Below are 21,734 nucleotides of genomic sequence, written 5' to 3' on the forward strand. Positions count from 1 at the left end.
TCTTGACACCAGTAATCCATCAGTGAGGCTGGCAATAATCTTGATTTGTATCCATGTTACACGCTCCCCGCAACCAGTCCGAGCATATATTTGTCGCACTTTGCCCGAATATGGGTAGGTTTGAATTTTTTGTTTAATGTCGATTTTAAATAGACAAAATAAGGAATAAGTAAACTATTTCTTGCTGTGGGGTATCCCTGAACCTACACTGGTTTAAATATTTGTACTAATGTCTATTCAGGAGCGACATTTGCCAAACTATCTAAACTGGCTGATGCAGCATACACTACCCGGTCAGGTGCTGCTCCAGTCATGGCTTACCCGCAACGGCGTAGATCGTAAGCTTTCTTATCTCTATGTTCAGAATGGCTGGCTCAGGCGCATCGCTCACGGTGTGTACTGCCGGACGGGCCGTGAGCCGGATTGGGTAGACGCGGTTTACTGCCTTCAAACACAGTGGGAAAAGCCTGTTCGGGTGGCGGGGCTAACCAGCCTTGCGCTTCAGGGCCATGCGCACTATACCGAACCGGGTAAGCCGCAGGTCTGGCTCGCGCTTCCGGCTTACGTCAAACTGCCGGGATCGTTTGCTGCCTTCGAACAATCTGCCACATTTATCACGCTGTATACATCGGGCCTTACCGTTGATGTAACGTCATTTATCACGGAGCTGAAAATTGGCGATCGGCAGTTAGCGGGCAGTGTTCCGGAACTGGCCGCGTATGAGATCGCCTGCGGGGTTCCTTCGTTAATCTCGTTCGAACATGCCGATGCGTTGTTTCAGGGGTTGAATCTTCTCAGCCCACGTAAATTACAGGTACTGCTTCGCGCCAGCCATTCGGTTAAAACCAACCGGGTGATGCTTTACCTTGCCCGGCGTAATGGACACCCTTATTTTCAGTATCTTGATCAAAGCGGTATAGAAACAGGTACGGGAAAGCGGCAAATCATACCCGGTGGCTGGCTGGAGCCGGATTATCAAATTACTGTTCCACGCGAATTTAAACCGGAAGGAGTCGAAGATGGATCTGCGTGATAGCTATACCCGGCAGGTCAAACTGTTGATGGCAGCTCTGCCGCATGTGGCGAAGGAGTCCTGTTTCGCATTAAAAGGCGGCACCGCAATCAATTTGTTTGTGCAGGATTTTCCCCGTCTGTCGGTGGATATCGATCTGGCGTATAAGACTTTTGCGGATCGCGATACCGATTTGGCGGCGATCAACGACGCTTTGAAGAGAATTACTGCATCGCTGAACAGTAAACCGGGGATTACCGCGATTCGGCAGGAAAATAAAACGGATGAAAAGCGCATCATTGTGAATACGGCTGATGCCCAGATTAAGATCGAGGTTAGTCCGGTCTGGCGTGGGCTGTTGTTGCCTCCGGCAGAAATGTCGGTGTGCGAACGTGTGGAAATGGAGTATGGCTTCACCACTATGAGTGTCGTTTCGCTGGCGGATCTTTATGGCGGTAAAATCTGCGCAGCGCTTGATCGTCAGCACCCGCGCGATCTGTTTGATGTGCTGAATATGCTGGAGAAACCGGGACTGATGCGGGAGATCTTTGACGGTTTTCTTTGTTATCTGGCAGGCCATCCCGGCCCCATTGGCGAGTTGCTGGCCCCAAATTGGGATACAGATCGGATTGCCACGTTATACGCTCAGGAATTTTCGGGGATGACTCAGCAGGAAACGCCGCTGGAATCGCTGCTGTCAGTAACGACTTTGCTGCCGCAGGCGTTGAAGTCACATCTTACGGATCGGGATCGCGAGTTCTTGCTCAGTTTTAAGCAAAACAGCCCTGACTGGTCGCGGTATCGCTATTCTGAAATTCAGCATCTTCCCGCTATTCGCTGGAAGCAGCGCAATCTGGCGGTGCTGAAAGATAAAAATCCGGCGAAGTATGTGGCGGCGGTGAATAAGCTAGAGAGGGTACTGGAGCAATATTCTTAGCGCTGTCCATGGACTCTGAAATGGGCCATGGTGCTTTGGTTATATGAATAACTTCGTTGCAATAATTCAAACATATTCATTTAATTCAATACATAGCACCATCGAGTAAGAGATCGCTGAGTGATTAGACGATCTCTGCTCATGGAAATACGAAACTATCTCTTACCAAAGCTGATCTGAATAACATTATCCGGAGCATCATTGTTAGATCTGATGATCTCATGCTCAATAAAATCCCCCCATTTCAAAAAAAGATCCCGTAATTTTTCCGCCTGCTGCCCGACCTGATAAGTTCTGATTAATCTGTCTTTCGGAACATGGTTCAACAGAAGTTCTATAAGCCGTTCTGGCGCATCCAGATACTCAGCACAGCCTGTAGAGTGCAGGTGCAGATATTTAAGCCAATTGCTGCCGCCATTCTTTGACGTGGTCAATCAGGGCGCGGAGCTTTGGTGCAATATTGCGACGCTGAGGGAAATACAGATAGAAGCCTGGAAATTGTGGAAGAAAGTCATCAAGCAGCGATACAAGCTTACCGCTTTCAATATACGGCCTGAAAGTTTCCTGAGTGGCAATTGTTATGCCTGCGCCGGCAAGAGCCAGCTTCAACATCAGACGCAGATCATTAGTCGTAATCTGCGGTTCAATCGCAAGGTCGAAAGCTCTCCCGTTTTCTTCAAATGGCCAGCGATAAGGCGCAACATCCGAGGATTGACGCCAGCCGATACACTTATGATTCACAAGTTCACGCGGATGAACAGGTGTGCTGTTGGCTGCGAGATAGGAGGGAGAGGCAACGACCATTTCACGCTGCCTGCCGGTAAGGGGAACCGCAATCATGTCTTTTTCAATGACTTCTCCGAGCCTTACGCCAGCATCGTAACCTGCGGCCACGATATCGAATTCCTCATCCGTGACAACAATATCAAGCGTAACGGCTGGATTGGCTGTTGCAAACGAAGCGATTAGCGGACCTGAAAGAAATTCTTCAGCTATCGACGTCACCGCGATTCTGAGAAGTCCACGTGGTACATGATCAGAAACCATCTCTTCGAACGCTGCCTCAATACCGGATAAAGGTAATGACAGCGATTTATGCAGCCGTTCTCCCGCTTCCGTCAAATTAACTGAGCGCGTGGTCCGCATTACAAGCATTGTCCCGAATGCATCTTCAAGGCGTCTTATTCCCTGACTGACCGCTGAACGGGTAACGCCAAGCCGTGCAGCGGCTTTACTGAAATTACTCTCTTCTGCTACCGCGATAAAAATGGGTAAAAGATTAAGATCGATTTTCATTGTTTAATGCCGCTAACCACTGAGTACATTGAAAGCAGGATACTGGAACCAATCATAAAGTTCTATTCTCTCTCCGAACACATTTGAAGGAGAACGTAATGGATAAGGTCATATTAATCACCGGCGCATCAAGTGGTATTGGGGAAGGCATTGCCAGAGAGCTGGGAACGACAGGTGCAAAGGTTTTACTGGGAGCACGCAGACTTGAGCGTATCGATGCCATTGCAACAGAAATCTGCCGCGCAGGAGGAATTGCTAAAGCGCGGGAGTTGGATGTCACAGACCGACAGTCCATGGCAGATTTCGTGCAAGCAGCGCTGGATAGCTGGGGGCGAGTTGATGTTCTTATCAATAATGCGGGCGTTATGCCGCTTTCACCGCTTGCAGCAGGAAAACAGGATGAATGGGAGCTCACTATTGATGTGAATATCAAGGGGGTACTCTGGGGAATTGGCGCTGTACTTCCAGTGATGGAAGCGCAGGGCTCCGGTCAGATAATCAATCTTGGTTCTATTGGTGCCCTTTCAGTTGTGCCCACGGGCGCAGTCTATTGTGCATCAAAATTTGCAGTACGGGCTATTTCTGATGGCTTACGGCAGGAAAGCTCGAAAATCCGCGTGACCTGCGTAAATCCTGGCGTTGTCGAAAGTGAACTGGCTTCCACCATTACCCATGTGGAAACCATGAAGGCAATGGACGCCTACCGTTCTGTTGCACTTCAACCCGTGGATATTGCCCGTGCTGTAAGGCATATTATTGAATCTCCCGAAAGCGTTGATACAACCGAAATTACCATCAGACCCACCGCGTCTGCAAACTGAAGGATAACGTTTATATTCACGTTTTATTAAATAAATCGAGAGCAAAATTTATATATCCTTCTGTTTTGCATAGCAAGATTCATGATGTTTTGCATTGTTCAGTCCGAAGAAATAAGAGGTTAATGCTGGCGTAATGAATAGGCCAGCATTAATCACAGATGATTGCCAATCAGACAGATATTGTTAAACCGTCTAATTCATAATCAACACTTTTTCTTACGCCGCTGAATAGCGTGAAAAACAGTGAAAGGATGCTTATTTTAAATATCACTAAAGTAAATTGTTTTATGACGTTATTAATAGAAGTGGAGGAACAAATAGGCGTACTCTACAACGGCAACAAAAACAACGATATTGATCAGTTTATTACTGATTCTGTGTATATTATTCTCTTTCATTTGTAGTTCCTCGCTTTAAAAATAGTGCGCTTCGTAAGCGTCCCTATATAAATAACGAGTTTGGTCAACCAGTTTTTTGAGATGTATCACAAATTTGAATAGATGTATTACATCAACTGTTATTTATTGCACCAAAATCATCGATATACGCCACCTGAAATCAGATCCGGGGATGAGTCTGTTCTCCCGAGCGGCCTTATCCTGGCGTTCGCAGGCGCAGAGTGAGCACACTGCACCTCTTCAGAGTGCCGCAGCTCTCAGGGTGTTATACAAGGTCGGATAAGACGCGTGGCGTCGCATCCGACAACCGATGCCTGATGCGCCGCTGACGCGACTTATCAGGCCTACGGGGTGAACTGAGCTGTAGATATCGATACTGGAGATCTGGAATACATATAGAGTTCGAATTTGTTCAATCGTTTTACTACCGGGTGAATTAGTGATAATCACCTCTCTAAGCAAAAAATAGATATTTAATCCATTAATGGGAACCAGCCAGTTCCTTTCGATGCCTGAATTTGATCCCATAGTTTATCCGGAATGGTTAATTCAGGAACGAGTTGTGGATTAAGGGTTGTTTGAATTTCATGACTTTTTCCTGATTCAGCTAAAGCCACCCATTCTGGATTTATCACTAGCCCTTTACCGATCGCAACAAGTGGCAGGCCAGCGGAAATTGCTTCTTGAGCCTGAGACGGTGTGCGTATTTTACCTGCGGCGATTACCGGCACTCTGCCTGCAATATGATTTAAAATCAGCTCAATGGTTCGGGGGCCATTTGGCGATTCTACAGGGTAGCTATCGTTAACACTGACCAGTGAGGTATGTATATACGAAATACCGGATGAAATGAGCCGATCAAGGAGTTTATAAGTATCCTCTATCCGCAGTCCCCCTGTTGCAGATTCTTCAGGAGATATTCTGTAACCGATGGCAAAGGGCTTTGTCGCATATTCATAGACGACATTTTTTACTTCCTGTAATACGGCCAGCGGGAAGCGCATACGTCCTTCGAGATCTCCTCCCCATCGGTCATTACGCTGGTTAAATAGAGGGGAGAAGAAATTCTGCAGAAGGAATCCGTGCGCGCCATGAAGTTCAACGCCATCAAAACCTGCTTTAATCGCCCTTTTTGTGACATCTCCGAATGCTCTAATGGTTTCCTGAATTTCGTTTTCAGTCATTTCCCTGCTTTGTACTACTCTCTTCATAAAGTCACCAGATTTTACGCTTGATGCGCTGGCACTAATAACATCGTTATTTGGCACAAGCTCCGGGATGGCTTTATTACCGGCGTGGAAAATCTGCAAAATAGCCGGAGCACCGCCACTTTTGGCAGCAGTCGCTAACTTTTCAAGGCTGTTAATGAAACGGTCGTCATACGCGGCAAATTCATGAGTAAACCCAATGCCGCTTGGTGTGACATAGGTACATCCTGTTATTACTAAACCAACATTTTGTGAGCGACGTTTATAAAATTCGAGTTCTTGCTCAGAGATGGTTCCATCAGGATTCGCTGACCAGGTCGTCATAGGCGCCATAACGATACGATTACGTAGCTTTATTTTTTCTGTCAGCATAAAAGGAGAAAACAATGATGGGCGTTTATTTGACATAACAATACCTCAAATGTTTATCTGATTTTGATGCGTATATTTTAACTGGTGAGTTGTTGCCAGCTTTGGAACCACGATTTCTGGTTTGATTTTATTTATAATTACTTCAAAGAGTTGCTTATAATTTTAATAAGTTGAATTGCTGCTTTTTTGATGCTTTTGTTTCTTTGATAAAATTTCTTTTTGAGTGATTTTATTATTGTCGTGTAGTCAATAAAGGATAAATATCAGGGAGATAGTGAATCTCCCTGCAGCATTTTTATAAATGTGTTTTATAAAAAGGAATTAATTTATCGAGCGCCTGTTTCACAGGTTCTGGCTTATCATACAGGTCGTAATGTGAATAACCTTCAACCACGACCAGCTCTTTATGTTTTGAAGCAGCGCGGCCAATAATTTCGCAGCCGTCACGATAGGCACCAAAAGCGCCCACTCTATCACCCACTACAACCATTAGTGGTTGAGTTAACAGGACTTCTGCAAGATGAAAAGCATCCCAGCCCACTGCAACAGTCTGATGTGAAAATAGCGAACGATTTACCCCATTAGGCGCACAGCCTCGTGGCGAACGATAATATTCTGTGGCTTCAAAAAGGTCTATTTCTGTTAATCCCGCTTCAAGAGCTGCATCCGGAGAAGAAGGGAGTAAATCATCTACGCGAAGTTTTGCGCCGTTAGCTTCGTCTGTTCTTTGTTGCGCCATTGCTTCGAGTGCTCCGACAGGGTTAAATGCCGAAAAACCTTCACGCATAAGACGCCCGTAGTTTGCACCCGTGACAGTACCAATGGCTTTAATTCGACGTTCTGTCATTGCAGCATTAATGGCATATCCACCACCCCCGCAAATGCCCAGGACGCCAATACGCCCGGCATCAACGTAAGGTAAGGTGCTAAGGTAATCAACGACAATGCTGAAGTCTTTTACTCGCATTGTTGGATCTTCCAGATAACGCGGTTCTCCACCGCTGCTTCCCTGAAAACTGGCATCAAAAGCAATGACGATAAAGCCAGCTTTTGCCAGGGCGGCACCATACACGCTACCCGATGTCTGTTCTTTGCAGCTTCCAATTGGATGGGCGCTGATAATGGCTGGATACTTTATTTCACTATTAAAATCGTCAGGGAAATAGATATCAGCAGCTATATCCCAGTAAGTGTGTTTTATCGAAACAGTTTTCATTTCAAGCTCCGGGGATTTGCCTAAACAGATTTAAATATCATTTCTATTATCCGCAACTGGCATTCGTGTTCTTATCGCGAACGGCGTAATAGTATGACTTGTATTGGTTATCATCAATGGTCTAATATCTATCACAGTGTTAAGTTAAGGTTTACAATGATGAAAATAGAGCCTTCAATTTTGCCTTCTCTTGCCTGGTTTGCGCTGATTGTTCGCGCCGGAAGTTTCTCCAGAGCAGCCTCTGAAATGGGTATTACGCGGGCCGCATTGTCCCAGAATTTAAAATCTCTTGAGGAACGTCTTAACACCAAGCTGATATACCGTACGACCCGCAATATGTCGCTTACCGAGGAAGGCCAGCGTCTGTATGAAGTGCTGGTGTCGGCTTTGGGGCAAATTGATGATGCTTTGAAAGATGTCGGTGATACCCAACTTGAACCTACTGGCCTGTTGAGAATAAATTCCTCCCGTGTTGCAGCAAGGATGCTTGTTGAGCCTCATATTGGCGAGTTTCTTACTCGTTACCCCAAAACAAAGATAGAACTCATTATGGATGACGGTTTATCTAACATTATTGCGGACGGCTGTGATGTGGGCATACGCCTTGAGCAAGGACTGGATGAGCATATGACTGCCGTTCCTGTTTCTCCGCTTATTAAACTGGTTACCGTGGCATCGCCAGATTATTTAAGAGAACACGGTATTCCTGAAACGCCTCAGGAACTGAGTAACCATAATTGCCTTCGATTGCGGCATAAAAGTAGCGGAGCACTCTCAGCATGGGAGTTTTCTAATGTCACGGGGAATAATGAAGAGTTCGAAATAGAGGTGTCAGGTAAGTATATTTCTAATGATGACGAAAGCATGATACGAATGGCGCTTAATGGGACCGGTATCATCCAACATCTGGATTTTGCCATCGCCGAACATATCAATGCGGGCAAGTTACAGCTGATTCTTGAGGATTGGGCCGTTTCATTTCCTGGATTTTATATTTATGTTTCCTCACGAGTGAGAATGCCCTCTAAAGTTCGTGCTTTTATTGATTTTATGGTGGAGAAAAGAGTAAAACTCGAAAATTGATGATATGTGTAATTGATGATTATTCTGGGCGAATATCGGTAAGAAGAATAACACCATCGTGAGGACGCGTTTTCATAATAAATATTCTGATAATTAATGCTTGTTTTCGCTACAGCCATAATATCAATTATCATTATCACCAATAATGTGGCTAAAATAATTGCATCTATGAGCCCCTTCATGAGTGTCCCTGAAGACATGGTTCAGAAGTATGTAAAGTCAGGCAAGCTTATTCAGGTGTTGCAGGAGTGGTGTCCAACTTTTCCCGGATATTACCTTTACTACCCCAGCCGCAAGCAGCATCCGCCAGCTTTTGCGCTGTTGATCGATGCACTTCGCTATTCAGAGTAACGGGTCCACATTTTGTTGTGGACCCGTTTGGGTATTAGCGGCCTACGCGTGCCTGGTGCTCAGGCGAGTAACGTTCACCGACGATTTTAATTGTTTCCAGTGCCTCGGTTATCTGCTGCGTATCTTTCTGCGAAAGAACAATGTCGACAGCATCCAGGTTTTCTTCCAGCCGATGCAGTTTAGTGGTGCCAGGGATGGGAACAATCCACGGCTTTTGTGCTAACAGCCATGCCAGTGCGATTTGTGCAGATGTTACCCCTTTCTCCGCGGCCAGTTCACCTAACAAGGTGACCAGTTTTTCATTGGCTTCAATGGCTTGTGCCGCGAAACGCGGTACGGTGCTACGGTAATCATCCTTGCCGAAAGTGGTTCCTGGCTTAATTGACCCCGTCAGGAAACCTTTACCTAGTGGGCTGAAGGGGACAAAACCAATCCCCAGTTCCTCCAGCAACGGCAGAATTTCCTGTTCAGGCTCACGCCACCACATGGAATATTCGCTTTGCAGGGCGGTGACAGGTTGTACCGCATGTGCACGACGAATGGTTTGTGCTCCCGCTTCAGACAGGCCGAAATGTTTGACCTTACCTTCTGCAATTAGGTCTTTCACCGTTCCTGCAACATCTTCAATAGGAACATCCGGATCAACACGGTGTTGATACAGAAGGTCAATAACATCTGTCTTAAGGCGGCGTAATGAGCCTTCAACGGCTTCACGGATATGTTCCGGGCGGCTGTTTAAAATCTGCTGCTTATTATCATCGCCGAAGGTAAAACCGAATTTAGTGGCAATCACCACACGGTCACGAAACGGTTTTAAGGCTTCGCCGACCACTTCTTCATTCAGATACGGACCATACACTTCGGCGGTATCGAAGAAGGTGACGCCACGTTCAACCGCAGCACGAATAAGTTCGATAGCCTGACGGGTATCGGTCGCCGGGCCGTAGCCGTGGCTTAAGCCCATGCAACCGAGCCCAAGGGCGGAGACTTCGAGTCCGGATTTACCCAGATAACGTTTTTGCATTGAATGAATACCTCTTTTATCGCGGCTTAAACATCAAGTTTGCGGCCTGTCAGCCATTCCACCATTGCGGGATCGCGGTGAGAGAAGAACGCGCTGGTTGCGGTATCCAGGGCGGTAATTTGCAGCATATCTTCAGGGCTGAGTTCAAAATCGAGAATGTTGATGTTCTCTTCCATGCGTTCTTTGCGCACTGATTTTGCCAGTGAAACAATGCCTCGTTGGTAGATCCAGCGCAGAACAACCTGGCCCACGCTTTTGCCATACTTCTCGCCAATTGCCGTGAGAACAGGATGCTGGAACAGACCATTTTTCCCTTCCGCAAACGGTGCCCAGGCTTCTGGCTGAATACCACGACTTTGCATCCACGGAACGGCCTGTAATTGCTGGTTGAAGGGGTTAACTTCAATCTGGTTTACCGCCGGAACGACGTTATTAAAGGCGATAAGGTCAGCCAGTCGGTCAGGATGGAAGTTACTGACGCCAATAGCGCGGATCTTGCCTGCCTGTTGCAGTTCTTCCATGGCGCGCCAGGCACCGTGGACATCACCGTAAGGCTGATGAATCAAATACAGGTCAACGTAATCAAGTTGCAGTCGATTCAGAGAGCGTTCGAACTGGGCTTTGGCCCCTTCGTAACTGGTATCCTGCAACCAGAGTTTCGTGGTGACAAAGAGTTCGTTACGCGCAATGCCGCTTTGTTTCAGTGCGTTCCCGACCTGGGTTTCATTTTGATAGGAGGCGGCGGTGTCAATCAGTCGATAACCGGTGTTAATAGCGTCAATGACCGCTCTTTCGCATTCGGCGGCATCGGTCATCTGAAATACACCAAAGCCCAGCAGAGGCATTTCAATACCGTTGTTCAGTTTTACTTTTTGCATGGTGTTATCCTTCCGTTATCGTTCATGAGAAGCATAACGTAAAGGGAAGAGCTCGATTAGACGGCAGGATTTGTCAGGGGTTATGAACGAAATTCATAAATCTGTTTGAGTGTTGAGATGAGTCGTGCAAGTTCGATATCCCCGGAATTTACAGTCCGATGAAGGAAAATGAATATCCATAAAAAATATATTGGTTTATCCTGGCGTATATACCTACTTCGACGTATTGCCAATCGTGGCAAATTAAAGACAGGTCATTATTATTCACTCTGAATAATGAATTATTCACTGTCCGCAGAGTAAGAAATATAACTTAGGTAGCTATTTAATGAGTTGCACAAAAAGCTAAATTTTCACCCATAAATAAAAATATAATCCCGCGCCCAACCACCTGATGAGTGGCTACAGACACTGGATATATTAGGTGGCGGTGTACTTTCTTACATAAAGGTATTTCCTTTTCTGCGGAAAAGGAAACCGGGAAATTCCCGGTTTTTCTGACAAGCGGACGCCATTATTTGTGTCTGCCTATGTTCGTTAATTCGTTCATCAGGAAATTATCTCAATGTCACGTTATAAAACAGGTCATAAACAACCACGATTTCGTTATTCAGTTCTGGCCCGCTGCGTGGCGTGGGCAAATATCTCTGTTCAGGTTCTTTTTCCACTTGCAGTCACCTTTACGCCAGTAATGGCGGCACGTGCGCAGAATGCGGTTCAGCCACGGTTGAGCATGGAAAATACTACGGTAACTGCTGATAATAATGTGGAGAAAAATGTCGCGTCGTTTGCCGCAAATGCCGGGACATTTTTGAGTAGTCAGCCAGATAGCGATGCGACACGTAATTTTATTACCGGGATGGCCACCACTAAAGCTACCCAGGAAATCCAGGAGTGGCTCGGGAAATATGGTACTGCGCGCGTTAAACTGAATGTCGATAAAGATTTCTCGCTGAAGGATTCTTCGCTGGAAATGCTTTATCCGATTTATGATACGCCGACAAATATGTTGTTCACTCAGGGGGCAATACATCGTACAGACGATCGTACTCAGTCAAATATTGGTTTTGGCTGGCGTCATTTTTCAGGTAATGAATGGATGGCGGGAGTGAACACCTTTATTGACCATGATTTATCCCGTAATCATACCCGTATTGGTGTTGGTGCGGAATACTGGCGCGATTATTTGAAACTGAGCGCCAATGGTTATATCCGCGCTTCTGGCTGGAAAAAATCGCCGGATATTGAGGATTATCAGGAACGCCCGGCGAATGGTTGGGATATCCGCGCAGAGGGCTATTTACCTGCCTGGCCGCAGCTTGGCGCAAGCCTGATGTATGAACAGTATTATGGCGATGAAGTCGGGCTGTTTGGTAAAGATAAGCGCCAGAAAGACCCGCATGCTATTTCTGCCGAGGTGACCTATACGCCAGTGCCTCTTCTGACACTGAGCGCCGGGCATAAGCAGGGCAAGAGCGGTGAGAATGACACTCGCTTTGGCCTGGAAGTTAACTACCGAATTGGCGAACCTTTGGCGAAACAACTCGATACGGATAGCATTCGCGAGCGTCGGGTACTGGCAGGCAGCCGCTATGACCTGGTTGAGCGTAATAACAATATCGTTCTTGAGTATCGCAAATCTGAAGTGATCCGTATTGCTCTGCCTGAGCGTATTGCAGGTAAGGGCGGGCAGACGGTTTCCCTGGGGCTTGTGGTGAGTAAAGCAACTTACGGTCTGAAAAATGTTCAATGGGAAGCGCCATCTTTGCTGGCCGCAGGCGGAAAAATTACCGGGCAGGGCAATCAGTGGCAAGTGACGCTCCCGGCTTACCAGGCAGGCAAAAACAATTATTATGCGATTTCTGCGGTTGCCTACGATAACAAAGGCAATGCCTCAAAACGCGTGCAGACAGAGGTGGTCATTACCGGAGCAGGTATGAGTGCCGAGCGCACGGCGTTAACGCTTGACGGTCAGAGCCGTATCCAAATGCTTGCTAACGGTAGTGAGCAAAAGCCACTGGTGCTTTCTCTGCGCGACGCCGAGGGGCAGCCAGTCACGGGTATGAAAGATCAGATCAAGTCTGAGCTGACGTTCAAGCCAGCTGGAAATATTGTGACTCGTACCCTGAAGGCCACTAAATCACAGGCACAGCCAACACTGAGTGAGTTCACCGAAACTGAAGCTGGGGTGTACCAGTCTGTCTTTACTACCGGAACGCAATCAGGTGAGGCAACGATTACGGTTAGCGTTGATGGCATGAGCAAAACCGTCACTGCAGAATTGCGCGCTACGATGATGGATGTGTCGAAGTCTACTCTGAGCGTGAATGAATCTTCAGGAGACGTGGTTGCCGATGGTCAGCAATCCCACACGCTGATGCTGACTGCGGTGGATACTGATGGCAACCCGGTGACGGGAGAGGCCAGCCGCTTGCGATTTGTTCCGCAGGATAGCAATGGTGTCACCATTGGTACCATTTCGGAGGTAAAACCAGGCGTTTACAGCGCTACGGTTTCTTCGACCCGTGCCGGAAACGTTGTTGTGCGTGCCTTTAGCGAGCAGTATCAGTTGGGCTCATTACAACAAACGCTGAAGTTTGTCGCCGGGCCGCTTGATGCAGCACATTCGACCATCGCCCTGAATCCGGATAAACCGGTGGTTGGCGGTACAGTTACGGCAATCTGGTCGGCAAAAGATGCTAATGACAACCCTGTAACTGGCCTCAATCCGGATGCACCGTCATTATCGGGCGCAGCCGCTGCAGGTTCTAAGGCCTCAGGCTGGACGGATAATGGCGACGGGACCTGGACTGCGCAGATTACTCTCGGCACTACGGCGGGGGAATTAGAGGTTATGCCGAAGCTCAATGGGCAGGACGCGGCAGCAAAGGCGGCGAAAGTAACCGTGGTAGCTGATGCGTTATCTTCGAACCAGTCGACAGTCTCTGTGGCAAAAGATCGCGTAAAAGCAGGCGAAAGCACAACCGTGACGCTTATTGCAAAAGATGCGCATGGCAACGCTATCAGTGGCCTTTCCCTGTCGGCAAGCCTGACGGGTGTTGCATCTGAAGGGGCGACTGTATCCAACTGGACCGAGCAAGGCGATGGTTCCTATGTCGCTACGCTGACCACAGGCGGAAAGACAGGTGAGCTTCTCGTCATGCCGCTATTCAACGGCCAGCCAGCAGCCACCGATGCTGCGCATTTGACTGTCGTCGCCGGGGATATGTCATCAGCGAACTCTACGCTTGTTGCGGATAATGATGCTCCGACCGTCAAAGCGACGACGGAACTCACCTTCACCGCGAAGGATGCGTACGGGAACCTTGTCACCGGGCTGAAGCCAGATGCACCGCAGTTTAGTGGTGCCGCCAGCACGGGGACTGAGCGTCCTTCAGCAGGAAACTGGGCAGAGAAAAGTAACGGGGTCTATGTGGCGACCTTAACTCTGGGCTCTGCCGCGGGTCAGTTGTCTGTGATGCCGCGAGTGAACGGCCAAAATGCCGTTGCTCAGCCACTGGTGCTGAATGTTGCAGGTGACGCATCTAAGGCTGAGATACGTGATATGACGGTGAAGGTTGATAACCAAGTGGCTAATGGACAGTCTGCTAACCAGGTAACCCTGACCGTTGTGGACAACTATGGCAACCCGTTGCAGGGACAAAATGTGACGCTGACTCTGCCGGAAGGAGTGACCAGCAAGACGGGGAATACGGTAACAACCGATGCGGCAGGTAAAGCCGACATTGAGCTGATGTCAACGGTTGCCGGGGAACACAGCATCGCGGCTTCGGTGAATGGTGCTAAGAAGACGGTTACGGTGAAATTCAAGGCGGATTTCAGTACCGGTCAGGCGAGCCTGGAGGTTGATAGCGCCGCGCCAAAAGTGGCAAACGACAAAGATGCCTTTACGCTGACGGCAACGGTTAAGGATCAATACGACAACCTTCTTCCTGGCGCTGTGGTCGTCTTTAATCTGCCTCGGGGCGTCAAACCGTTTGCAGACGGTAATATCATGGTGAACGCCAACGAGGAGGGTAAAGCGGAACTGAAAGTGGTTTCCGTGACTGCCGGAACGTATGAGGTCACGGCGTCGGCAGGAAATGACAAGCCTTCGGATGCGCAGACTATAACGTTTGTGGCCGATAAGGCTACCGCAACCGTCTCCGGTATTGAGGTGATTGGCAACTATGCACTGGCGGATGGCAAAGCCAAACAGACGTATAAAGTTACGGTGACTGATGCCAATAACAACCTGTTGAAAGATAGTGACGTGACGCTGACTGCCAGCCCGGCGAATTTAGCTCTGGATCCCGATGGGACGGCGAAAACTAATGAGCAAGGGCAGGCTATTTTCACCGCCACGACCACTGTCGCAGCGAAATATACACTTACGGCTAAAGTGGAACAGGCCAACGGTCAGGTATCGACGAAAACTGCCGAATCTAAATTCGTCGCGGATGATAAAAACGCGAAGCTCGCCGTATCATCTGATGAGTCTCTGGTGGCGGATGGGGTAACGACCGCAACAATGACGGTTACCCTGTTCTCGGCAAACAACCCCGTAGGAGGAACTATGTGGGTCGACATTGAGGCTCCGAAAGACGTGACAGAGGCGGATTATCAATTCCTGCCGTCGAAGGCCGACCATTTCTCGAGCGGGAAAATTACGCGTACATTTAGTACCAAGAAGCCGGGTCTCTATACGTTCACATTCCACGCACTGACGTATGGCGGGTACGAAATGACGCCTGTGAAGGTGACAATTAACGCCGAGGCTGCAGATACTGAAAAGGGCGAGGAGGAGATGCCATAATTTGAATAGTATGAACGTTACGATCTAATAAAGAATAATGGTGTTGACATGTTCAACGCCATTATTCACTGAATACCTGGCCTGATACTGATTAAACAGTAGCAGGCCAGGATAAAACTCAATAAGACATAGCGACAAACTAAACCGGACGAACGGGGATAAAAATTTCGCAAACAACATCATTGCCATCCTTTTCTACGAAATCTTCATTGTAATAAAATCGCTCAATATCGCTGCCGTTCACTCTGGCTAACCCCCTGGCAGGCAACTCTATCAGATAGATGTTCCGCACCCAGTCAGGATAATGTTCCCAGTTTCCTTCATAACGGAAAGATGCATAAAGTCCTCGGGTCGTTGTCCACTCTTTCGGCATGTCAGCATATTCACATACCGTACCAGCAAAGGTTTCAACTGTGAGTAAATCGACCGACTTTGTTGATGGTTTAAACGTTGAGACGAAATAGATATCCGTCTTAAAATCCTTCATGCACTTGGCTAAATGATGACGCCGCAATTTGACTTCTTCATCCGGTGATTTGTTCGATATTTCAGTATCATACTTAAATGAATTGCCAAAAATACGTGTTTCAGGGAAATGAATTAATGTGCAATCAGTTTTTGTATGTTGGCGTGCTAAAAATGGAGGGAAGATATTTTCCAGATCCCAATAATCACGGAGCCGGTATTCTCGGGGAGAGCATCCGAACAACTTTTTAAATTCGCGACTGAATGACTGCTGTGAATCAAAATGCAAAGATAGTGCAATATCAAGCATAGATTTCGCTGTGAGTCGGACAAGAATAGCTGCCCGGCAAAGTCTTCGTTTGCGAATGTATTCTCCCAGCGGCACATGCATGAAGTTTCTGAACAGGAGCTGGATATTGCGTCTACTGTAGCCAGATTTCTGTGCGATATCTTCGATTGAGATAGGGTTACCGAGATTGCACTCAATCCACTCCAGGAGTTGCTGCAAAATCTTCTGCCTGATCATAACATTCTCCATTTACCCTTCGCCATTTCGTACATTTTTCGTATGACAAAGGCTATTAGTGTATCAAAAACAGAAAGGTCCGAGGCCAGGCGACTGACAGTATCTCAGATTGTTGACAAATGCTTGTTGTGTATACCGGAACTTATTCAGCCTACAAAATAGCGCAAATTCAATAAATTGCGATTCTCTGGTCGGCATGATAATCATAGCGCATCAGGCAATTTTGTGCTTGTCATCAATCTCATCGTGTCTGCTTCATTTTTCCCATAATAGAGAAATTACAGTCCCCTATTATTAATGAAATTTTTACATAAGTGATATCAAAATCCACATACTAATCTGCGGTCATGTTTTAACGTAGACTAATGATTCATACGTAATGGAGGGACTGCTAGTGGAATTTTCCGTATTAAGCAACAATCTGAAAATGCCGATGATGGGATTTGGTGTTTTTCAGGTTACCGATAAAGAAGTATGTAAACAATCAGTGTTGAATGCTATCCGAACCGGTTATCGACTCATCGACACTGCAGCGGTATATGGTAATGAAGACGCCGTCGGCGACGCTATTCGTGAAGCCATTTCGGAAGGTTTCTGTACCCGCGAGGAGTTATTTATTACGTCTAAATTGTGGGTACAGGACATGGTTGATCAGGATACGGCAAAAGCAGGTATTGAAGCGTCATTAAAAAAATCGGGACTTGAATACTTTGATCTCTATTTATTGCACCAGGCAATGCGCGATTATTTCAGTGCATGGCGTGCACTGGAAGAGGCCTATGAAGAGGGCAAACTGAAAGCGATTGGGGTTTCCAATTTCTATCCTCATGCTCTGGCAAACTTTTGTGAAACAGTCAGAATTAAGCCAATGGTCAACCAGGTTGAGTTGCATCCCTATTTTGCCCAACCAGAAGCGCTGGCAACCATGAAGTACTACAACGTGCAGCCTGAAGCATGGGCACCATTAGGCGGTGGAAGACATAAACCATTTGAAAACAGCCTGCTTCAGGGTATTGCAAATGCCCACCAAAAATCGATTTCTCAGGTAATTCTACGCTGGAATATTCAACGGGGAGTGGTTGTTATTCCAAAATCGACTCATCAGCATCGTATTGAAGAGAACTTCGCTATCTGGGATTTTTCACTGACAGAGAAAGAAATGGCGCAAATAAGCTCACTTGATCTAGGGTATGTTGGCGAATCCGTAAAACATTTTAATCCTGAGTTTGTTCGTGGCTGTCTTGGCGTAAAAATACATAACTAATTAGACTTATCAGGATGCTACCTGACCCGCACTCTGAAAATATAACTTATAGCAGATGTTATTATATATTTTCCGAAGGCGGGATCTCATTATAAAAGTAAAAATGCACACTGAATCGCTTCAGTAAGATAAAATTACAGTTATTAATGATTATGAAATTATTGTTAATAATTTCATTTATACTCATTTGGGGGACTGTTCTAATAGATACCAAATGAGTATCTTTAAATAGGCATTCAAGATAAATCCAATGAAATTCAATACGTTATTTTATCGAATGCATGATTCCGTGTTGTTAGTGGCGATCATTATAAAAATGTGAGCGACGCCGAAAGAAATAAAATTAGCTATTGCATCCAGGTATCCAATGATGGATTATTGATTTGTCATACAAATCAGTTTGAATTTGTATTCTGCTACCCAATAAAAAAGCCGCCATTTTTATTGATGTCTGATAACCCGGAAGGAGTGGTTGCGATCAGGCATAAATAGAAATGAAGCAATGGAGTATTGGTTGTGAATGTAAATTTCTTTGTTACCTGTATCGGTGATGCCCTGAAATCAAGGATGGCACGCGACTCCGTGCTGCTCCTGGAAAAACTCGGCTGTCGCGTAAATTTTCCTGAGAAACAGGGATGCTGCGGTCAGCCTGCGATCAATAGTGGTTATATCAAAGAAGCGATCCCAGGAATGAAAAATCTGATCGCTGCACTTGAAGATAACGACGATCCCATTATTTCTCCCGCCGGTTCCTGCACTTACGCCGTAAAAAGTTACCCAACATATCTGGCTGACGAACCAGAATGGGCATCACGTGCAGAAAAGGTTGCCGCGCGTATGCAGGATCTCACTTCTTTTATTGTCAATACATTAGGGGTAGTCGATGTAGGCGCCAGCTTGCAAGGGAGGGCGGTATATCATCCATCCTGTAGTCTGGCCCGTAAGCTGGGTGTGAAGGAAGAACCACTTACGCTGCTAAAAAATGTACGTGGACTGGAGCTGTTGCCCTTTGCCGAACAGGATACTTGCTGCGGGTTTGGCGGTACGTTCTCGGTCAAAATGGCCGAAATTTCCGGCGAGATGGTGAAAGAAAAGGTTTCACACCTGATGGAGGTTTGTCCTGAGTATTTAATTGGTGCCGACATTAGTTGCTTGCTGAATATAAGTGGGCGATTACAACGGGAAGGGCAGAAAGTCAAAGTGATGCATATTGCTGAAGTGCTGATGAGCCGCTGAGGGTATAAAGATGTCGATCAAAACCAGTAATACAGAATTCAAGACACGCATCCGTCAGCAAATTGAAGATCCGATCATGCGCAAAGCGGTGGCAAACGCGCAGCAGCGTATTGGGGCAAATCGGCAAAAAATGGTCGATGAATTAGGTCACTGGGAGGAGTGGCGCGATCGTGCCAGCCAGATACGTGATCATGTTCTGAGTAATCTCGACGCTTATCTGTATCAGCTCTCCGAAAAAGTGACGCAAAACGGCGGTCACGTCTGGTTTGCAAAAACCAAAGAAGACGCGACCCGCTACATTTTACAGGTCGCCCAACGCAAAAATGCCCGGAAGGTGGTGAAATCTAAATCGATGGTGACCGAAGAGATTGGCGTCAATCATGTGTTGCAGGATGCTGGCATTCAGGTGATTGAAACCGATCTGGGTGAATACATTCTTCAGTTGGATCAAGATCCGCCATCTCATGTTGTGGTTCCGGCTATCCATAAAGATCGCCACCAGATCCGCCGGGTGCTACACGAACGTCTGGGCTATGATGGCCCGGAGACGCCTGAAGCGATGACCTTATTCATTCGTCAAAAGATCCGTGAAGATTTCCTCAGTGCCGAAATCGGTATAACCGGCTGTAATTTCGCGGTAGCAGAAACCGGTTCGGTATGCCTGGTGACCAATGAAGGCAATGCGCGAATGTGTACCACGCTACCTAAAACGCACATCGCGGTGATGGGGATGGAGCGTATTGCCCCCACGTTTGCCGAGGTTGATGTATTGATCACCATGTTGGCGCGTAGTGCCGTTGGCGCACGTTTGACGGGATACAACACCTGGCTGACAGGGCCGCGCGAAGCGGGGCATGTGGACGGGCCTGAAGAGTTTCATCTGGTTATTGTTGATAACGGGCGTTCTGAAGTGCTGGCCTCTGAATTTCGGGATGTGCTGCGCTGTATTCGCTGCGGAGCCTGTATGAATACTTGTCCGGCATATCGCCACATTGGAGGTCACGGATACGGATCTATTTACCCAGGGCCAATCGGCGCGGTGATTTCTCCACTACTTGGCGGCTATAAAGATTTTAAAGATTTACCTTACGCCTGCTCTTTATGCACGGCCTGTGACAGCGTGTGTCCGGTGCGTATTCCTCTGTCAAAACTGATTTTGCGCCATCGTCGGGTGATGGCTGAAAAAGGGATCACCGCAAAAGCAGGGCAACGGGCGATTAAAATGTTCGCTTATGCCAATAGTCATCCGGGATTGTGGAAAGTCGGAATGATGGCAGGCGCTCATGCGGCAAGCTGGTTTATCAGTGGTGGCAAAACACCACTCAGGATCGGTGCGATTAGCGACTGGATGGAAGCCCGCGATCTTCCTGAAGCTGACGGCGAGAGTTTCCGTAGTTGGTTTAAGAAACATCAGGCGCAGGAGAAAAAGAATGGATAATCGAAGCGAATTTTTGCAAAACGTTGCTCAGGCACTGGGCCGCCCGCTGCGACTCGAACCGCAAACGGAAGATGTGCCGCTTAACAACTATGCAAACGAGCGTCTTACTGAACTTAACCAGCAACAGCGCTGTGACGCGTTTATCCAGTTTGCCAGTGATGTCATGTTGACGCGTTGTGAACTGACCAGCGAGGCGCAGGCCGCGGATGCTGCATTACGCCTGTGTAAAGAGCTGGGAGAGCAGTCGGTGGTGATTAGCGGTGACAGGCGACTGGAAGAGCTGGGGATCCGTGAGCGTTTACAACAGGAATGCAATGCCGCCGTGTGGGATCCGCTGAAAGGTGCCGAGAATATCTCGCAGGCAGAGCAGGCTAAAGTTGGCGTAGTGTATGCTGAATATGGCTTAACAGAATCGGGAGGCGTGGTGCTTTTTTCCGCTGCTGAGCGTGGGCGCTCGTTGAGTTTGCTCCCTGAGTCCTCAATTTTTATCCTGCGTAAAAGCACCATCCTGCCACGTGTGGCGCAACTCGCAGAAAAATTGCATCAGAAAGCGCAGTCCGGTGAACGTATGCCGTCCTGCATTAACATCATTAGCGGCCCTAGTTCAACGGCGGATATTGAGCTTATCAAAGTCGTCGGGGTTCATGGCCCGGTGAAAGCGGTATACCTGATTATTGAGGATTGCTGAGAGAGAGTAACATGAGAGTTACCTCACGTTTTTATAGCAGGATTCGGTCCCGTATCAAAACGGTAACTCTCAACCTTGCAAAGCCTACAGTCAAATCAAGTCGCGACTGAATTTTTAGCTCTAGCAGTATTCTATTCGCCACAAAATACGCAGCCGTGCTTCTCGCCAATCATAATTGATGCTTCCACCACGCGCAGGCCTTCCAGTTCGTATACGGCCCGCCGTCTCGTCGTAGTCTGTTCTGTACGCATCGCACGGGGGAAAGGCGTTTTCGGTGCAATTACGCACAAGTTCGTTGAGGTGTTCATCGGTCTGACAATCGACACACAGGGAATAGTGTGATGTTCCAGGACGTGCATAAAACTGCGCCATGTCTGCATATGGTACGGGAATCATTGAACCACTGTAGAATTTTATGCATATATTATATATAGTTGTAACTTCATATCTTGTAATTCCTCTTAGACACTTTTAAATCTTATATTCTATTAATTAACGGTTTTATATGAATGAAAGCTGAATGGATTCAGTCTTATGCGCATATATATTTATTAATAAGACAATTCTTATAATTAAATACCCAATAAGAGTTATCACCTTTGTTGGTTATATATTAAATGTGTAACGCCTGCTTCTTGTTTATATTTTGAGTTGATTTGAGCTCTTAGATACATATAATGCTCATATGTTCGAGACTGGGTGCTA

General features: G+C 47.1%; 16 protein-coding genes and 3 pseudogenes. 10 read left to right on the forward strand and 9 right to left on the reverse strand.

What is annotated here, in order from left to right:
* The first annotated feature begins 250 nt into the window (after positions 1 to 250).
* Entirely contained in the window at positions 251 to 1,033 is a 783-nt protein-coding gene (locus tag FFT88_RS06525; RefSeq protein WP_171026927.1) for a type IV toxin-antitoxin system AbiEi family antitoxin domain-containing protein, read from the forward strand.
* Positions 1,020 to 1,949, forward strand: coding sequence for a nucleotidyl transferase AbiEii/AbiGii toxin family protein (locus FFT88_RS06530; RefSeq protein WP_135404405.1), 930 nt, complete (start codon positions 1,020 to 1,022; stop codon positions 1,947 to 1,949). Before FFT88_RS06525 ends, FFT88_RS06530 begins: the two co-directional genes overlap by 14 nt.
* Positions 1,950 to 2,104: 155 nt before the next feature.
* On the opposite strand, the pseudogene FFT88_RS25920 reads toward FFT88_RS06530, so the two are convergent.
* Together FFT88_RS25920 and FFT88_RS06540 are read right to left on the reverse strand one after the other, a co-directional pair.
* A pseudogene (locus FFT88_RS25920) lies at positions 2,105 to 2,329 on the reverse strand (integrase); the annotation flags it as partial.
* A 16-nt stretch (positions 2,330 to 2,345) separates the two neighbouring features.
* The gene (locus tag FFT88_RS06540) at positions 2,346 to 3,245 is read right to left on the reverse strand and encodes a LysR family transcriptional regulator (RefSeq protein ID WP_135404406.1); all 900 of its coding nucleotides are present in this window, start codon (positions 3,243 to 3,245) and stop codon (positions 2,346 to 2,348) included.
* A gap of 98 nt (positions 3,246 to 3,343) precedes the next feature.
* On the opposite strand from FFT88_RS06540, the gene FFT88_RS06545 reads away from it, so the two are divergent.
* Positions 3,344 to 4,066: an SDR family oxidoreductase gene (locus tag FFT88_RS06545; protein WP_135404407.1), complete on the forward strand. Its 723-nt coding sequence runs from the start codon at positions 3,344 to 3,346 to the stop codon at positions 4,064 to 4,066.
* A 296-nt stretch (positions 4,067 to 4,362) separates the two neighbouring features.
* Here FFT88_RS06545 and ykgR read toward each other — a convergent pair whose 3' ends face one another.
* From ykgR to FFT88_RS06565, 3 genes are all read right to left on the reverse strand, one after another.
* Positions 4,363 to 4,464 carry a small membrane protein YkgR gene (gene ykgR, locus FFT88_RS06550; protein ID WP_135404474.1) on the reverse strand — a complete coding sequence of 34 codons (102 nt, stop codon included), beginning with the start codon at positions 4,462 to 4,464 and terminating at the stop codon, positions 4,363 to 4,365.
* Between the two features lie 473 nt (positions 4,465 to 4,937).
* Positions 4,938 to 6,080: an NADH-dependent flavin oxidoreductase gene (locus FFT88_RS06555; protein ID WP_130259185.1), complete on the reverse strand. Its 1,143-nt coding sequence runs from the start codon at positions 6,078 to 6,080 to the stop codon at positions 4,938 to 4,940.
* Positions 6,081 to 6,339: 259 nt separating this feature from the next.
* Positions 6,340 to 7,260 (reverse strand): alpha/beta hydrolase, encoded by a 921-nt coding sequence (locus FFT88_RS06565; protein WP_135404408.1) that lies wholly within the window; start codon positions 7,258 to 7,260, stop codon positions 6,340 to 6,342.
* 156 nt (positions 7,261 to 7,416) lie between these two features.
* On the opposite strand from FFT88_RS06565, the gene FFT88_RS06570 reads away from it, so the two are divergent.
* Positions 7,417 to 8,343 carry a LysR family transcriptional regulator gene (locus FFT88_RS06570; RefSeq protein WP_135404409.1) on the forward strand — a complete coding sequence of 309 codons (927 nt, stop codon included), beginning with the start codon at positions 7,417 to 7,419 and terminating at the stop codon, positions 8,341 to 8,343.
* Positions 8,344 to 8,496: 153 nt separating this feature from the next.
* Positions 8,497 to 8,694 (forward strand): annotated as a pseudogene (locus tag FFT88_RS06575) (LysR substrate-binding domain-containing protein); the annotation flags it as partial.
* Between the two features lie 34 nt (positions 8,695 to 8,728).
* Here FFT88_RS06575 and FFT88_RS06580 read toward each other — a convergent pair.
* A complete protein-coding gene (locus tag FFT88_RS06580; RefSeq protein ID WP_135404411.1) occupies positions 8,729 to 9,718 on the reverse strand; it encodes an aldo/keto reductase in 990 nt (329 codons plus the stop codon).
* 26 nt (positions 9,719 to 9,744) lie between these two features.
* Positions 9,745 to 10,596, reverse strand: coding sequence for an aldo/keto reductase (locus FFT88_RS06585; RefSeq protein ID WP_130224187.1), 852 nt, complete (start codon positions 10,594 to 10,596; stop codon positions 9,745 to 9,747).
* A 565-nt stretch (positions 10,597 to 11,161) separates the two neighbouring features.
* Here FFT88_RS06585 and fdeC point away from each other — a divergent pair.
* Complete coding sequence (fdeC, locus tag FFT88_RS06590; RefSeq protein ID WP_135404412.1) at positions 11,162 to 15,412, forward strand: inverse autotransporter adhesin FdeC; 4,251 nt, start codon at positions 11,162 to 11,164, stop codon at positions 15,410 to 15,412.
* A 139-nt stretch (positions 15,413 to 15,551) separates the two neighbouring features.
* Here the strand turns inward: fdeC and FFT88_RS06595 are convergent, their stop codons facing one another.
* The gene (locus tag FFT88_RS06595) at positions 15,552 to 16,403 is read right to left on the reverse strand and encodes a helix-turn-helix domain-containing protein (RefSeq protein ID WP_135404413.1); all 852 of its coding nucleotides are present in this window, start codon (positions 16,401 to 16,403) and stop codon (positions 15,552 to 15,554) included.
* A 394-nt stretch (positions 16,404 to 16,797) separates the two neighbouring features.
* Between FFT88_RS06595 and FFT88_RS06600 the strand changes: the two genes are divergently transcribed.
* The 4 genes from FFT88_RS06600 to FFT88_RS06615 all read left to right on the forward strand — a co-directional run bounded on the left by FFT88_RS06600 (position 16,798) and on the right by FFT88_RS06615 (position 21,029).
* Positions 16,798 to 17,667, forward strand: a complete 870-nt coding sequence (locus tag FFT88_RS06600) for an aldo/keto reductase (RefSeq protein WP_135404414.1) — start codon at positions 16,798 to 16,800, stop codon at positions 17,665 to 17,667.
* A 516-nt stretch (positions 17,668 to 18,183) separates the two neighbouring features.
* The gene (locus tag FFT88_RS06605; protein ID WP_130224195.1) at positions 18,184 to 18,903 is read left to right on the forward strand and encodes a (Fe-S)-binding protein; all 720 of its coding nucleotides are present in this window, start codon (positions 18,184 to 18,186) and stop codon (positions 18,901 to 18,903) included.
* Positions 18,904 to 18,913: 10 nt separating this feature from the next.
* Positions 18,914 to 20,341, forward strand: a complete 1,428-nt coding sequence (locus FFT88_RS06610; RefSeq protein ID WP_135404415.1) for a LutB/LldF family L-lactate oxidation iron-sulfur protein — start codon at positions 18,914 to 18,916, stop codon at positions 20,339 to 20,341.
* Positions 20,334 to 21,029: a lactate utilization protein C gene (locus tag FFT88_RS06615; RefSeq protein WP_135404416.1), complete on the forward strand. Its 696-nt coding sequence runs from the start codon at positions 20,334 to 20,336 to the stop codon at positions 21,027 to 21,029. Before FFT88_RS06610 ends, FFT88_RS06615 begins: the two co-directional genes overlap by 8 nt.
* A gap of 31 nt (positions 21,030 to 21,060) precedes the next feature.
* Here the strand turns inward: FFT88_RS06615 and FFT88_RS06620 are convergent.
* Positions 21,061 to 21,353: pseudogene (locus FFT88_RS06620) on the reverse strand (hypothetical protein); the annotation flags it as partial.
* Positions 21,354 to 21,734: the final 381 nt, after the last annotated feature.

Source organism: Escherichia sp. E4930, from assembly GCF_005845405.1.
Lineage (GTDB): Bacteria > Pseudomonadota > Gammaproteobacteria > Enterobacterales > Enterobacteriaceae > Escherichia.